The organism is Amycolatopsis sp. CFH S0740, from assembly GCF_004522315.1.
Lineage (GTDB): Bacteria > Actinomycetota > Actinomycetes > Mycobacteriales > Pseudonocardiaceae > Amycolatopsis > Amycolatopsis nivea.
Genome location: NZ_SDLS01000008.1, coordinates 209,343 through 224,679 on the forward strand (window position 1 = coordinate 209,343; position 15,337 = coordinate 224,679).

Sequence of the window (15,337 nt, forward strand, 5' to 3'; positions counted from 1 at the left end):
TGCCCCGCAGGCCGGCCGGCCGGGCGAAGGATTACTTGCCGAAGCCGGCGGTGAGACCGGTGACGAGGTAGCGCCGGCCGAGGATGTACAGCGCGAGGACCGGCAGGGTGGAAAGGACGACCGCGGCGAGGACCGCGGGGATGTTGACCCGGAACTGGCCTTGGAAAGCCCACAGCGCCATCGGAAGCACGCGCTGGTCGGCGCTCTGGGTGAGGATGAGCGGGAAGAGGAATCCGTTCCACACGTTGAGGCCGTCGTACACCGCGACGGTGACCATCGCGGGTTTGACCATGGGCAGCACCAGGCTGACGAGCATCCGCCCGTGCCCGGCGCCGTCCACGCGCATCGATTCGAACAGCTCGTTCGGCACGTCGCGCAGGAAATTGGCCAGGACGACCACCGAGAGCGGAATCGCGAAGGCGACCGAGGGCAGCACGATCGCGAGCAGGGTGTCGTAGAGGTGCGCGCGCGTGATCAGGTAATAGATCGGGATGATCGTCGCCTGCAGCGGGATTGCCAGGCCTAGCAGGAAAATCTTGTACGTGGTCGCGGAGAACCGGGTCCGGCCGCGCACGATGTAATAGGCCGCCAGTAGCGATACCGCGACGGTGATAACCACAGTGCCTGCCGTGACGACCGCACTGTTGATCAGGTAGCGCAGGAAGCCGTTGTCCAGGACCAGCCGGTAGTTCTCGAACGTGGGATTTGCGGGCAGCGACAACGGGTTGGCCCCGAAGAACCCGCTCTGGCCGCGCAGGCTCGTCACGACGATGTAGTACACGGGCACGAGAACGACGAACAGCCAGGCGAATCCGGCGAGCCCGCCGAGCACGTTGGGCCTGCTCCTGGCCATCACACACCGTCCTGCTGGCTGCCGCGGGAGAAGCGGGCGAACCGGGAGAGGCCGAGCGACAGCGCCAGCCCGGCGACGACGAGCAGTACGGCCAGAGTGCTCGCGCGGCCCATGTCGTTGTTCGAGAAACCGTTGAGGTACATGTCCAGCGGCAGGAACCGGGTGGCGTTGCCCGGGCCGCCGCCGGTGAGCACGAAGACCAGGTCGAAATAGGTCAGCGAGCCGACCAGCATCAGCGTCGAGGAGGTGACGATCGTGTAGCGCAGCTGCGGCAGGGTGATGTGGAAGAACTGCCGGACCGGGCCCGCGCCGTCGATCTGCGCGGCTTCGTAAAGCTGGGCCGGGATCTGCCGCACTCCCGCTTGATAGAGCAGCGTGTGGAACGGCATGAACTGCCAGCCGATCACGAAGATCACCACGTACAGGGCCAGTGTCGGCTCGCCGAGCCAGTCCTGGGAGAGCCAGTCGGCTCCGAAAGCGCGGCTCATCCCGAAGTTCGGGTCGAGCAGGGCTTTGAACGCGATCGCGATCGCGGCCGAGGACAGCAGCAGCGGAAGGAAATACAGCACGCCCAGCACCGCGCGGTACCGGCCGCGGCCCGCGGTCAGCACGCCAAGCAGAAGCGAGACCGGCGTCTGGAACAACCAGCTCGCCGCCATCACCTGCACGCTGAGCCAGAGCGCGTGATAAGTAGCCGGGTCGCTTAGCGCCGCCGTCCAGTTGCCGAGCCCGGTCCAGACGGGGTCGGCGATCCCGTCCCACTTCATCAGGCTGAGCACCGCCACCCCGCCGAGCGGGAGCAGCGCGAAGATCGAGAAGAACGCCAGCGCGGGAACGGCCGTCAGCGGATGCGGTCCGGCGCGGCCGGGCGTCGCGGCGGACCGCGGCCGCTTCCCGGAACGCTCCCGCACGAGGGCAGCGGACACCGTCACTTCCCGACCGTCGCGTTCATGTTCGCCGAGAACTGCTCGGGCGTGATCTGCTTGAGGAAGAGCTGGTCCAGGTTGTTCAGCAGCGCGTCGGCCTGTCCGGGGGAAAGGGCCTGGTCCCAGGAGAGCTGGAAATTCGGCGCGTTCCGCGCCAGTCCGTACACATAGGACAGATACGCCGGGTCCGGTGCCTTGGCCAGTTTGGCCTCGATCCCGTTGACCGGCGGCACCGCGCCCCCGGCGAGCAGCGCGTCGACGTAGGCATCGTTCATGACGCCCTCGCGCAGGTATTTCACCGCCGCCTGTTTCTGCGCGTCGGAGGCGTGCGCGGACACCGACCAGAAGTTCGCCGGGTTCCCGACGATGTCCGCCGGATCGCCCTTCCCTCCCGGCACGACCGGGAAGCCGACGTAGCCGAGTTTGCCCGCGGCGAAACCGGGGTCGGCTTCCTTGATCGTGGGGAACGCCCACGAACCCATCAGGTACATCGCCGCCTTGCCGGTGTAGAGCAGGGCGAGGTCCGCGTTGCTGTCGGTGCTGATCGAATTGAACCCCTTGGCGAATCCGCCCGCGTCGACGAGCTGCTGGATCTTGCGGTTCGCGTCCAGGATCGCGGGATCGGACCAGGCGCCCGGCTTGTTCGCGGCGATCGCGGCGAAGACGCCGGGCCCGCCGATCCGGTCGACCAGGTACTCCTCCCACATCAGCTGCGGCCATTTGCTTTGCCCGCCGAGGGAGAACGGAGCGATCCCGGCGGCGGCGAACTTCGGCACGAGCGCCATCAGCTCGTCCCAGGTCTTCGGCGGCTGCGCGCCCACCCGGGCGAAAAGATCCTTGTTGTAGAACAGGAAAACCGGCTGCATGCTGTTGTTCGGCACGGCGTAGGTCTTGCCGTCCAGCACCCCGGTTTTCGCCACCGAGGGCAGGAACCGGCCGGTCAGCGCGGGATCCTTCCGCACCTCCGGGGTCAGATCCATGATTTTCCCGGCCGCGACCCAGGATTTCAGCATCCCGCCGTTGCCCCAGCTGAACACCAGGGTGGGCGCCTGGTCGGCGCCGACGGCCGAGCGGATCTTCTGCTTGTACGCGTCGTTGCCGAAGAACTGCCCCTCGACGCCGCCGCTGGCGAACGAAGCGCGGAACACCTGCTCGTCGCCGCCGGTCAACGCCCATGCCGTCGCTTTCCCGCCGGCGGCGGCCGTGGGCCCGCTCGTGCCGCACGCCGCGGTCAACGCCAGCAGAGCCGCGAACCCGGTCGCCGCGAGCGTCGTCCGCGTCCCGCGGACCGTCCGGCGAGTACCCAGTTTCATGATGCACCTTCCGCTCCGAAGGTTCGAAAAGTTTCGAAAACTTCTCGTAGGCTGGCCGAAATCTAGGGTAGTGATTCGGGTCAGTCAAGTGCTAAATTCCCTTTTCATAGCCAACAATCACGCTTCGAAACATTTCGAAAAGAGGGAGCCTGATGCCGTCCCGCACTGGCGCGAGGCTCGCGGCCGTCGCCGAAGCCGCCGGCGTCTCGCTGCCGACCGTCTCGAAGGTGCTCAACGGGCGATCCGACGTGGCCGCGCGCACCCGCGCCCGAGTGGAACAAGCGTTGCGGGAGGCCGGATACGTGCCGCGCGGCGGGAGCCGGAACGCCCCCGCGACCCGGATCGTCGACGTCGTGTTCGACGATCTCGTCAGCCCGTACGCGCTCGAAGTGCTGCGCGGGGTGACCGCCGCGGGCGCCGAACTCGGCGCCGACGTGGTGGTGAGCCGGATGCCCGAAGCGGCGCCCGGCGGCCCGCTCAGCCCCGAGGACCAGTGGACGCACCGGCTCAAGGGCAACGGCCGGGCCGGGCTGATCGTCGTGACCTCCGAACTCTCGCTCGCCCAGGTCGAAAGCTTCGAACGCGCCGGGCTGCCGCTGGTGGTCATCGACCCGATCAACCTGCCGAGGACCGAGGTCGCCAGCGTCGGGGCGACGAACTGGTCCGGCGGGATCGCCGCCGCGGAGCACCTGCTGAGCCTCGGGCACCGGCGCGTCGCGTTCGCCGGCGGGCCGGTCGGGGCCTCCTGCAGCCAGGCCCGGCTGCACGGGTACCGCGCCGCCCTCGACAACGCGGGCGTCGCCTTCGACCCGGAGCTGGTGTGCCACGGCGACTTCGGCCACCCGGCCGGACTGGAGATCGGAAACCGCTTGCTGGCCATGGAAAATCCGCCGACCGCGGTGTTCGCCGCCAGCGACGCCACCGCGCTCGGCGTGCTGGAAGCCGCCCGGCGGCGGGGATTGCGGGTGCCGCAGGACCTGAGCGTCGTCGGCTTCGACGACACCATGCTCGCCGGCCTCGCCACCCCGCCGCTGACCGTGATCCGGCAGCCGCTGCACGACATGGGCCGGGTCGCGCTGCGCACCCTGCTCAAGCTGATTTCCGGGCAGACGCTCGATTCCCACCACGTCGAACTCGCGACCCATCTCGTCGTGCGCGAGTCGACCGCCCCCGCAGCCGACCGAGGAGCACGATGAGCCGCTGGCACGACCGGACCCTCTCCCCCGCCGAACGCGCGGACGCGCTGCTGGCCGGGATGACGCTCGAGGAGAAGGTCGCCCAGCTGGGCAGCGCGTGGCCCGGCAATCAGGAGATCAGCGGGAACGTCGCCCCCATGCAGGACGTTTTCGCCCGCGGCGAGGTCCCGTTCGACCAGGTGCGCGCGGACGGGATCGGGCACCTCACCCGCCCGTTCGGCACCGCGCCGGTGAGCGCGGCCGACGGCGTCGCCCGGATCACCGCGCTGCAGCGCGAAATCGTCTCCGAGACCCGGCTCGGCATCCCGGCGATCGTGCACGAAGAGTGCCTCACCGGCTTCACGACCCTCGGCGCCACGGTCTACCCCACCGCGCTCGCCTGGGCGGCGACCTTCGATCCCGGTCTCGTCGAGCGGATGGCCGCGGCCATCGCGGAAGACATGCGCGCGGTCGGCGTGCATCAAGGGCTTTCGCCCGTGCTCGACGTCGTGCGCGACTACCGCTGGGGCCGCACCGAGGAAACCCTCGGCGAAGACCCGTACCTCGTCGGCATGCTGGGCACCGCTTATGTCCGCGGCCTGGAGAAGGCCGGGGTCATCGCGACGCTGAAGCATTTCGCCGGATACTCCGCGTCCCGGGCGGCACGCAACCACGCGCCGGTTTCGATCGGACCGCGCGAGCTGCGCGACGTCGTCCTGCCGCCGTTCGAGATGGCGGTGCGCGACGGCGGGGCCCGCTCGGTCATGAACTCCTACAGCGACCTCGACGGCGTACCCGCAGCGGCCAGCGAAGCGCTGCTCACCACGATTCTGCGCGAGGAATGGGGTTTCGACGGAGTCGTCGTCTCCGACTACTGGGCGATCGCGTTCCTCAAGAGCATGCACCGCGTGGCCGCCAGCGCGGGTGCGGCGGGCGCGCTCGCGCTGGCCGCCGGGATCGACGTCGAACTGCCGGACACCCTGTGCTACAGCAAGGAACTGACCGAGCTGGTCCGTTCCGGGGAGCTCCCCGAGGCGCTCGTCGACCGGGCCGCGAGCCGGCTCCTGCGGCAGAAGGCCGAGCTGGGCCTGCTCGACGCGGACTGGGTGCCGCGGGCCGAACCGGTCGATCTGGATTCACCGCGAAATCGAGCCCTCGCCCGGGAAATCGCCGAGAAGTCCGTCGTGCTGCTCGCCAACGACGGCACGCTTCCGCTGTCCGCCCGGGAATCCGCCGGGAAAATCGCCCTCGTCGGGCCGTGCGCCGACGACCCGCTGGTCTTCCTCGGCTGCTACTCCTACCCCAACCACGTCCTGCCGCGCCACCCCGAATTCGGCCTCGGCGTAAGCGTTCCGTCCCTGGCCGATGCGCTGCGGCTCGAACTGCCCGCGGCCGAGATCGCGCTGCACCAAGGCTGCCCGATCCTCGACGAGGACCGCTCCGGCATCGCCGCCGCGGCGAGCGCCGCGGAAGCCGCCGACGTGTGCGTCGCCGTCGTGGGCGACCGGGCGGGCATGTTCGGCCTCGGCACCTCCGGCGAGGGCTGCGACGCCCCCGACCTGAGCCTCCCCGGCGTCCAGGACGAACTCCTCGACGCGCTCCTGGCGACCGGCACCCCGGTCGTGGTCGTGGTGGTGTCCGGCCGTCCGTACGCCCTCGGCCGCCACGTCGGCCGCGCCGCCGCTCTGGTCCAGGCGTTCCTGCCGGGCGAGGAGGGCAGCGGCGCCGTTGCCGGGATCCTGTCCGGCCGGACCGCCCCGTCCGGGAAACTGCCGGTGCAGGTCCCCCGCGTGCCCGGCGGCTCGCCCGGCACCTACCTGGCTCCGCCGCTGGGCCGCGACAGCGCGGGCATCAGCAACCTCGACCCGACCCCGCTGTTCCCGTTCGGCCATGGCCTGTCCTACACCACGTTCGCCTACTCGGACCTGCGGCTGAGCGCGTCCGAGATCCCCACCGACGGCGAACTGTCCGTTTCGGTCACCGTCCGCAACACCGGCGAGCGCGCGGCGGACGAAATCGTGCAGCTGTACCTGAACGACGTGCACGCCCAGGTCACCCGCCCCGTCCGGCAGCTCGCCGGCTTCGCCCGGGTGCCGCTCGAGGCGGGCCGCGCCGCAAGGGTCACGTTCGCGCTGCACGCCGACCGCACCAGCTTCACCGGACTCGACCTGCGCCGGATCGTCGAGCCCGGAACCATCGAGGTCCTGGCCGGCCCGTCCGCGGGCGACCTGCCCTGCACCGGCCGGTTCGAACTCACCGGCCCGGTCCGCGAAGCGGGCCACGACCGGGTCTTGGTCACGCCGGTGTCGATCACGCCGCTTCCCGGGTGACCGCAGCGCGCCGGGCGCTGCGGCGCAGACAGGCGTCGGCGAGCCGGTCGTCTGGTCAGTCCGATATGGACGGTCGCGGGGACATGAAGTCTCCCTCCAGGAACGCAAGCGCGGCAAGTGGGCTTTGGGTTCGGGGCAAGGCGCGTTCGGCCTGCCCGGATTCCTCGCCCCCGTGCTCGCCGCCGGATACGCTGGACCGCTTTCGCTCGAGGTGTTCGACGTCTTTCGCGCGCACCGGAACCCACCGCGCCAAACCCGTGGGCCGCTGGGAACAAGGCGCGGATCCTCGTCAACCGCTCCGGCGAACCGGCAGCCGTCGCCGCCCTCGCCGTCGAATCCGCTGCTGCCGCCGCACGCTCGCCACCTACCGGGAACTCGGCGTGCTGCACGAACACACTCCCGAAGGCGACTATCTGCAAGCCTGCACCGAAGTACTCGGCGGCCGGGCGTTCCTCGCACTGGTCCCACGCCTCGGCGACCACGACGGCTGGACCGGCGCCCCGGTCCGCGTGGCCGCACACCGCCGACGACGGCTCGCCCGGGCGCACGTGCCCGCCTGAACGGCAGCCGCCGAAGACGCGAACCGGCCGGTGACCGCCTGTCCTCGACCGGGACTGGCACACGAGCTGTTCCCGCGACCCGTGCCGTCTGCGACGCGGCGAGCGGCGTTCCCGGCGAACCGGCGCCGCGTCACCCGGTCCGACCGCCGCCGCGGCTCAGTAGTCGCGGACGCGGTCGGGGTAGGAGGTGATCACGTTGTTGTTCTTGTCGACCACGATCCTGAGGTGGTCGAGGTCGTGCGGCTCCCGGACGTAGCTCCCGCTCTCCCCCCGCTGATACTGGATCTCGCCCTGCCTGTTCCGGACGATCTCGGCCCGGCCGGTGTTGTGGTCGAAAGGCCCGCGCTCCGGGACGCGCTCGTCGATGTAGCCGACCTTCTTGTCCATCGGGACCAGGTAGACCGTCCGGTCGCCCTGCGCTTCCTTGGTGACGCGCGGGTCGCCCGATTTGACCCTTCGCCAGGCGGAGTCGGTGACCTTGACGACCTTGTCCTTGCTCCACGCGTTTCCGTTGCGGGTGCCGAAAACCCCGTGTTCGGCCTTGCCGGGAACGTTGTCGGTGTGCAGGTCCACGTGGTCGACCCGGCTCTTCTCCCCGCGCCCGCCCCGCTTCATCGGGCCGTAGCTCAGACCCGACGGCGTGGTGCCGGTCTGTCCCTTCCGTTCCTTGCCGTTCCGCAGGTCGAGCTTGTTCTTCTTGCACCCGCCCGCGAGGCCGAGCGGGTCGCTCCAGGTGAGCGGGTTGCGCACGTACGCGTGCGGGTCCAGCCCGCCGTCGAGCCCGAGCGGGTCGGCGCTGAGGTAGCGGGCCGTGCCGGGGTCGTAATAGCGGTGGCGGTTGTAGTGCAGTCCGGTCTCTGCGTCGAGGTACTGGCCGGGGAACCGAAGCGGCGTCGACGGGCCGGACGGAGCAGAGCGGGGCACGCCCCACAGCGTTTCGTCGCGGCGCCAGGCGATCCGCCCGGTCTCGTCGACCAGTTCGGCGGGCGCGCCGAGGAAGTCCGCGACGATCGCGTGGAAACGGTCGTCGACGCACGCGTCGCCGTCGTACGCGCGATCCGTCTGCGCCACCGGGGTTTCGTCGTCCGGGTGCCACTCCCACGTGGTGCTGCGCGTGCGGCCCGCGGGCGTCGATTCGATCTGCTCCACGAGCAGGTCGTCGCTCCACACGAAACGGGTCTCGAACACGACCGTTTCGCCGTCGAGGCGCTGCTTGGCGACGCGGCGGCCGAGCGCGTCGTAGCGGTACCGCCACTGCTGCCCGTCCGGGGACGTGGCGCCGACGAGCCGGTCTTCGCCGTTCCACTCGTAGGTCCAGCCCTCGCGGCTGACGAGCCTGCCCTGCGCGTCGAACCGGCCGGCGCGCTTGTCCGGCAGTGCCACGGCGTCGGCGCGGTCGTACCGGTACTGCTCCGGACCGTTCGGGCCCTGCACTCCGATGACGCGGCCCATCCGGTCGAGCGTGAACTCGCGCCGGCCGCCCAGCAGCTCCTCGACGGCGGAAATAGCGCTGTCGGCCCGGAATTCGTAGACACGGCGCTGAGCGACGGCGACCGGCCCGGTGGCGACCGTCTGGCTGCGCAACCGGTATCGCGCGTCCCATTCCTGAGTCAGCTCGGCGGCCCCGAGCCCGCGCCAGATCTCCCGGCCCGCCGCGTCGTGGCGGAACCGGAGCGTGCGCGGGCCCGCGGCGAGCGACTCGGGCGCGCCCCGGCCGTCGTAGGCCCAACGGCTCTCCACCCCCGAGGGGGTCCGCCGGTGCACGAGGTTGCCCGCGAGGTCGTAGCCGGTCGCGACCGTCTCGCCGTCGAGGGTCTCGGCCACCAGCCGGCCGAGAGCGTCGTAGGCGAACGAGACGTCAGCGCTGGCGTTCACGGCACGCACCATGCGCCCGGCCGCGTCGTAGGCGTAGCGGCTGACGTCGTCTTCGGTGCGCTTCTCGACGAGGTTGCCCCGCAGATCGTAAGCGTAGGTGGTGACGCTGCCGAGCGCGTTGGTACGCGAGACGAGCTGTCCCGCGGCGTCGTAAGCGTAGGTCAGCACGCGCCCGTCGAAGTCGACCTCGCGGACCATGCGCCCTTCGCCGTCGTACTCGAACCGCCAGGTCTGCCCCTCGCCGTTGGTCGCGGCGATCATCTGCAGTTCGGTGTCGTATTCGACCTGAAGACGGCTGCCGTCCGGCATGATCTGGGTGATCGGGAGGTCGAACGCACCGTAGTCGACGCGGGTGACGCTGCCCAGCTCGTCGATTTCCTCCCGCAGGTTGCCCTCGCCGTCGTAGACCCGGCGCTGCACGGACCCGTCCGGCGCGGTCCGCCGCCAGCCGCGGCCCTCGACCGTCCACGAGTACTCGGTGGTGCCGAGCACGTCGGTCTCGGAGACCACCCGGCCCATCGCGTCGTACGAGGTGCGCGTGACGGCGCCGAGCGGATCGATGACCGTGACCGGCCTGCCGAAGGCGTCGGACTCGATCCTCGTGAGATTGCCCAGCTCGTCGACGGACCTGCGCACCGCGCCGTCCTCGCCGACGGTGTAGCGGACGGTCGCGCCGAGCGGGCCGTGCACCGCGGCGAGCCGCCCTTCCTCGTCGTACTCCTGCCGCCACACGGCTCCGTCGGGCTCCACAGTGGACAGCAGCCGGTGCTCGGAGTACTCGAACAGGCGGCGTGCGCCGTCCGGGAACGTGTACGCCACCAGGTCGCCCTGTTCGTCGTACTCCCACCGCGAGGTGCGGCCCAGCTCGTCGGTCTGGGAGACAATGCGGTCGAAGCGGTCCCATTCGTAGTGCGTGACCCCGCCGAGAGGGCTCACGTGGCGCACGATCTGGAAGTTCGCGTTCAGGTGGAATTCGGTGGTGTTGCCCAGCGAATCGGTCGCGGTGCTGACGCGCGCCTCGCTGTCGTAAGCGAAGGTGTAGGCCAGGTGTCCCTCGGTCCCGGTGCCCGACACGCAACGGCTTTGCTCGTCGTAGACGAACTCGTACGAACGGCCGTTGCGGTCGGTCCACCGCACGACACGGCCCAGTTCGTCGTAGCCGTAGCGCATCGACTGGCCGGAGGAGTTGATCACCTCGGTCAGCCGGAGTTCGCGGTCGTAGCGGTAGCGGACCAGTTCGACCCGCTCGTCCGCGGCGTCCTCGCCGAGCAGCGTGAGCGCGGTGACCAGCCCCGCCGCGGTTTCGACGCCGATGCGGGCGCCGCCCGAATGCCGGATCTCGGCGAGGCGTCCGTCTTCGTCGTGGCAGAAATGGATCCGGTGCCCGTCGTTGTCGAAGATCGCCGTCAGCGGCAGCCGTCCGTTGCCGTCGGGCGCGAAGTACAGCATCCGCTGCAGGTCGTGCTGCTCGATGACGTAACCGCCTTCGGGCGAACGCTTGAGCGGCCAGTGCGGTCCGCTGACAGGGAGCGCGGTGCCCTCGGTCACCGGGTAGACGAGGAACGTGCCGTCCTCGGCGGCGAAGCCGATTTCCCCGTCCTCGATCTCGAGCCGCTGGTCCACAGTGGACGCCCACGTGCGGCCGAACCGGAATCCGGCGCGGTAGGTGGAGAAATGCATCCGCTGCAGCACCAGCGGCAGCGCACCGGCGATCACGAGGTCGGTCTCGGGCAGCATCATCCGCCCGGTGGTCATGTCGATCGGGTCGCCGCTGCCGGGACGGCAGTAGCCGGGGGTCGAGTTCTCCGCGGGCGGCTGGTTGTTCTTCTTGATCGAGTTGCCGCCGTCCCGGTCGCGCGTTCCCCCGCGCGAACCGTCCGTCCCCCCGATGTCCTCCCGCGAGCCCGAGGCCGAGGTGTTTTCGTCCCTCGTCTCGGGCTTGTGGTCCTTCGGCGGGTTGGGGTCGCCGGAGGTGTGCGTGTTCCCGCCGCGCTCGCCGCCGCCGTGCCCGCCGCTGTGGTCGCCGGAGGCCGTGGTGCTCTCGTCGTCTTTCGAGCCGCCCTTCGGCTTCTCGGATTTGACGTTGATGTCCTTGGGCGTGTGCGTCGCGCCGCCCTTGCCGCTCTTGAGCCCCTTCAGCGCCTTGCCCGCGTCCTCGAACAGCGTCCCGGCCTTCTTCAGCAGCGGGATCAGCGCCTTGAGCGCCTTGACGAGCTTCGAGGTGACCTTGGCGATGGTGGAGGCGGTCTTGGCGACCGCGGTGACGACCTGCGGCACCACCCACGCCATCCCGATCCCCGCGGTGAACAGCACCTGCAAGGCCCACGAGATCAGGTGCCCGACCAGGTCCGCGATCGTGTCGCGCACCAGCGTCCGCACCGCCGCCACCACTTCGCCCGCGGTCTTCACCCCGCTGGCCGCGCCCTCGGAACCCTTCTGCGCGCTGGCGATCAGCGCGGACGTGTCCCCGGCCCGCTGCCGGTAGGCGTCCGCGGCCTCGCCCTGCCAGCTCTCCAGGTCCTTCTTGATCATCTCGCCGAGCTCGGCCGAGATGCCCTCGAGTTCCTTGGCGACGTTCGTCCAGGTCTCGGCCTGGGACTTGATCTCGTCGGCGTTGCCGGTCAGCGCGTTGAGCGCTTCCTTCAACGGGCCGACGTGCTCCATCAGCCAGCCCACGCCCGCGGCGAGGATCGCGCCGAACGGGTCCATCACCGCGGTCAGCACGTCCAGCGCGGTCCCGACCGCGCCGATCGCCACCGACGCCCAGTTCTTGCTCTCGATGCCCTGCTTCAGCGTCTCGGCGTCCTCGAGCAGCGGTATCCCGGACAACGCCGTCGTCGAGTCCTTGACCGGCGCGATCAACGGATTGCTCACTCGACTCCCCCGCACGACGATGTACCCGGCCGCAGCCCCTCGCCCGACCATAGCGGCCGCGGCCCGCCAGGTGCTCCGGCGGCCCGATCCTCTGCCCTCCCGACTCCGCCGAAGAGACCGCACGTGCAGTCGCGCGGGAGACTCCACTTCGGACTTTCCCGGCCGGGAGCAAGACCGTCAACCACCGGGCACCCGGCCGGATGGACCTCGCGTACCGAGACTCGGAAGCCGCCCAAAGATCAGATGTAAACCCCGTCGTCGTCCGCCTAGCGCGTCCTCCCGGCAACCTCGCCGATCAGGCACGCACCCGTGCTGTAAAGCCAGTTACCTGCATCCGGACACCACCCGGAGAGCTCCTTGACGACCGATACACCCTCCTGCATAGTCTCCTAGACATCGGATGTCCTGGCGTACAGAACGTCCGATGCCTGGTCAAGGAGGACCTGAATGGCCAACCGCCGCCTTCTGAGCATCGTCCTGTCCGCCGTCGCCGGGTTTGGCGGAACGGTCGCCCTCGGCCCGCCAGCCGCCGCGAGTGGGCCGCTGCCGATGGCCGTCTATGCCGCTCCCGGTGCCGACGCACCGCCCGGAAACCCTTGCACCCAGCCGCGTCCGTGTTCGCTTTCGCAGGCGCAGCAACGGGTCCGGCATCTTCTCGGCACCGGCGTCGGCAACCACCGCGACATCGTGGTCAAGCTCGCCGGCGGCTCCTACTACCTCTCCGCTCCGCTGGCGTTGGGCCCGCAGGACTCCGGGCGCAACGGCCACACCGTGACCTGGCAACCAGCGACCGACGCCGCCGTGACGATCAGCGGCGGCCGGTCGTTGCGTCCGGCCTGGCAGCCCGCCGCGCCCGGCAGCAAGATCATGGCCGCGGCCCTCCCGGCCGGGCTGGACTTCGACGGCCTGTTCGTCAACGGCCAGCGCCAGATCCTGGCCCGCTACCCGAACTACGACGCCAGCGCGGCCCGGCTGCAGGGGTCGACCTCGCTGGCCGACCTTCAACGGGAATCGGCGAAGTGGGCGGACCCGTCGACCGCGCTGGTGCGCGCGATGCACTGCGGCGACTGGGGATCCGTCTCGTTCACCGTCAGCGGACGCACCGGCGACGGGCTCGCTCTGCACTACGTCGGCGACAACAACCGGCCGCAGGACTGCGGGCTGACGAAGGGCAACGGGCCCGGCCGGGTCGGTCCGGCGATGGCCGAGAACGTCAAGGAGGAGCTCGACGCTCCCGGCGAGTGGTTCTACGACCGGACGAGCGGCCAGCTGCTCTACTACCCGCCGGAGGGAACCGATCTTTCCGCCGCGACGGTCGAAACCGCCGAGCAGGATCAGCTGATCACCCTCGCCGGGACCTCGGCTGCCGACCCCGTCCACGACATCACGCTGCGCGGACTGCACTTCACCGCGACTCACCGCACGCTCTTCGACAGCCCCTTCGAGGCCGACGCGAAGGGCGACTGGGCGGTGGTCCGCAAGGGCGCGGTATCTCTGAAGAACGCCGCTGACATCTCAGTCACCGGGTCGTTCTTCGACCAGCTCGGCGGCAACGGCGTCTTCCTCGACAGCTACAACAAGCACAACACGATCAGCGACAACAAGTTCGCCTCCGACGGCGCCACGGACGTCCAGATCGTCGGCTCGCCGAGCGCGGTGCGGGACTACTCCGGCAACTACTACGACAACGTCGCGGTCACCGACACCGCGCCAGGGCCGAAGACCGACGACTATCCCCGCGACATCGTCGTGCGGAACAATCTCATGCAGAACATGGGCCGGTTCGAGAAGCAGTCCTCCGGCGTCAACATTTCCATGAGCGCGGACGTGACGGTCGACGGAAACACCGTCTCCGGCAGCCCGCGCGCGTGCCTCAACATCGAGGACGGCGCGTGGGGCGGACACGACATCAAGAACAACGATCTCTTCAACTGCGTCGAGGAAACCGGGGACAACGGGTCCGTCAACGTGTGGGGCCGCGGCCGGTTCTGGGCCAGCTCCGGCAACAACACCCTCGCGCCGGGCACGAGTTACGAAGGATCCACCGGCACCGCGCTGACCGACGCCCAGGCCCGGAGCCTGATGAAGCTGGACGTCGTCCGGCCGATCACCATCCAGCACAACCGGTTCTGGCACGACGGGGACTGGGCCATCGACCTCGACGACGGATCGTCCAATTTCCGCCTGCTGGACAATCTCGTCCTCAAGGGCGGAATCAAACTGCGCGACGGCTACGAGCGCACCGTGCGGAACAACCTGCTCGTGGACGGTTCGATCTACGAACAGGTCAGCCACTCCGACTGCGGCGACGTCATCGAGCACAACATCACGCTCGGACCGCAGGCGTACAACAACGTGCTGAACAATCCGTCCACCGCCAAGTACGGCGTCGACCGCAACCTCTTCTGGAACGACAGCTACCCGGTCTACGTCAACCCCGACGGCAGCGGCAACGAAGCACTCTCCGCGGACGGCGCCACGATCAACCCCCAGTCGGCCTGGGTCCGCGCCGGCATGGACCCGCATTCGCGCGTCGCCGACCCGAAGTTCGCCGCGGCCGACCCGCTCGGCAGCTACGATTTCACGGTCGCCGCCGATTCGCCCGCGCTCGGCCTCGGGTACGCCAACTTCCCGATGACCGGCTTCGGCGCCTCGGGCGGGCCGCTTCCGCCCAAGGCGGCCTTCGCTTACGGCCCCGGTTCCGGCGGGCCTAGCAACGGGATGATCGTCCAACCCGAAATGCTGATGGGCGCCACCGCTACCAACATCCCGTCGCTCGCGGTCCAGTCGTCGCTCGGCTTAACCAAACCGTACGGCCTCTACCTGCCGTCGGTGCCGCAGGGCAGCTACGCGGCGCAGAACGGGCTGCGGACCGGCGACGACATCACCGCTGTCAACGGCACCCCGGTAACCGATGATCGCAATACTTTTTGGCTCAGCTACAACAAACTCGCGCCGGGTGCGCCGATCACGCTGACCGTGCGGCGCGGGCAGGCCGATGTCACCGTTCGCCTGGCCAAGACGCGGGAATCGGAGCTGCTCAACAACACTTCCGGCGTCGTCTACACCAACACCGGCGCCCCGTCGACGGGATGGCTCTGGCGCGGCAGCTCGGCGGGAGGCGCGAACTCGTATCTCGACGATATCTGGGCGACGCAGAACGTCGGCGATTCGTGGAGTTTGACATTCTACGGCACTGGGATCGACATCATCTCCGAAACCAACACCGACGAGGGCGACGTCGACCTGGCCTTGGACGGTGCGCCTTATCGGACGGTCAGTTTCGTGACGCCGACCCGGCAGTACCAGTCGACAGTCGCGAGTGTCTCCGGTCTGCCGCCGGGGGTGCACACCGTTACCGGCACGATGAAGAACGGCAGTTACCTGATCGTGGACGCTTTCCGGACTCATCCGTAGCTGACCTGCCGTGC

Annotated in this window: 8 protein-coding genes; 4 read left to right on the top strand and 4 right to left on the bottom strand. The window is 69.5% G+C overall.

Annotated elements, in window-relative coordinates; genetic code table 11:
• Positions 1 to 31 precede the first annotated feature (31 nt).
• From EIZ45_RS16605 to EIZ45_RS16615, 3 genes are read right to left on the bottom strand one after another with little or no spacing between them, the layout of a single operon-like run.
• Positions 32 to 853 (bottom strand): carbohydrate ABC transporter permease, encoded by an 822-nt coding sequence (locus tag EIZ45_RS16605; protein ID WP_134663535.1) that lies wholly within the window; start codon positions 851 to 853, stop codon positions 32 to 34.
• Positions 853 to 1,785 (bottom strand): carbohydrate ABC transporter permease, encoded by a 933-nt coding sequence (locus EIZ45_RS16610; RefSeq protein WP_370318143.1) that lies wholly within the window; start codon positions 1,783 to 1,785, stop codon positions 853 to 855. Before EIZ45_RS16610 ends, EIZ45_RS16605 begins: the two co-directional genes overlap by 1 nt.
• On the bottom strand, positions 1,782 to 3,092 hold the full coding sequence (locus tag EIZ45_RS16615; protein WP_134663536.1) for an extracellular solute-binding protein: 1,311 nt from the start codon (positions 3,090 to 3,092) through the stop codon (positions 1,782 to 1,784). Before EIZ45_RS16615 ends, EIZ45_RS16610 begins: the two co-directional genes overlap by 4 nt.
• A 152-nt stretch (positions 3,093 to 3,244) precedes the next feature.
• On the opposite strand from EIZ45_RS16615, the gene EIZ45_RS16620 reads away from it, so the two are divergent.
• The 3 genes from EIZ45_RS16620 (at position 3,245) to EIZ45_RS16630 (ending at position 7,157) form a co-directional block, all read left to right on the top strand.
• A complete protein-coding gene (locus EIZ45_RS16620; protein ID WP_134663537.1) occupies positions 3,245 to 4,288 on the top strand; it encodes a LacI family DNA-binding transcriptional regulator in 1,044 nt (347 codons plus the stop codon).
• Positions 4,285 to 6,597 (top strand): beta-glucosidase, encoded by a 2,313-nt coding sequence (locus EIZ45_RS16625; RefSeq protein ID WP_134663538.1) that lies wholly within the window; start codon positions 4,285 to 4,287, stop codon positions 6,595 to 6,597. The genes EIZ45_RS16620 and EIZ45_RS16625 overlap by 4 nt, the downstream gene beginning before the upstream one ends.
• Positions 6,598 to 6,977: 380 nt before the next feature.
• Positions 6,978 to 7,157: a hypothetical protein gene (locus EIZ45_RS16630; protein WP_205669958.1), complete on the top strand. Its 180-nt coding sequence runs from the start codon at positions 6,978 to 6,980 to the stop codon at positions 7,155 to 7,157.
• 156 nt (positions 7,158 to 7,313) lie between these two features.
• Here EIZ45_RS16630 and EIZ45_RS16635 read toward each other — a convergent pair whose 3' ends face one another.
• A complete protein-coding gene (locus tag EIZ45_RS16635; protein ID WP_134663539.1) occupies positions 7,314 to 11,906 on the bottom strand; it encodes an RHS repeat-associated core domain-containing protein in 4,593 nt (1,530 codons plus the stop codon).
• A 447-nt stretch (positions 11,907 to 12,353) separates the two neighbouring features.
• Here EIZ45_RS16635 and EIZ45_RS16640 point away from each other — a divergent pair, with 447 nt between their 5' ends.
• Entirely contained in the window at positions 12,354 to 15,323 is a 2,970-nt protein-coding gene (locus EIZ45_RS16640) for a right-handed parallel beta-helix repeat-containing protein (protein ID WP_134663540.1), read from the top strand.
• The last annotated feature ends 14 nt before the right edge of the window (positions 15,324 to 15,337 follow it).

Bases quoted from the DNA above. Each gene is read 5' to 3' on its own strand.
- EIZ45_RS16605 (WP_134663535.1), bottom strand. From the start codon at position 853: ATGGCCAGGAGCAGGCCCAACGTGCTCGGCGGGCTCGCCGGATTCGCC.
- EIZ45_RS16615 (WP_134663536.1), bottom strand. From the start codon at position 3,092: ATGAAACTGGGTACTCGCCGGACGGTCCGCGGGACGCGGACGACGCTC.
- EIZ45_RS16620 (WP_134663537.1), top strand. From the start codon at position 3,245: ATGCCGTCCCGCACTGGCGCGAGGCTCGCGGCCGTCGCCGAAGCCGCC.
- EIZ45_RS16625 (WP_134663538.1), top strand. From the start codon at position 4,285: ATGAGCCGCTGGCACGACCGGACCCTCTCCCCCGCCGAACGCGCGGAC.
- EIZ45_RS16640 (WP_134663540.1), top strand. From the start codon at position 12,354: ATGGCCAACCGCCGCCTTCTGAGCATCGTCCTGTCCGCCGTCGCCGGG.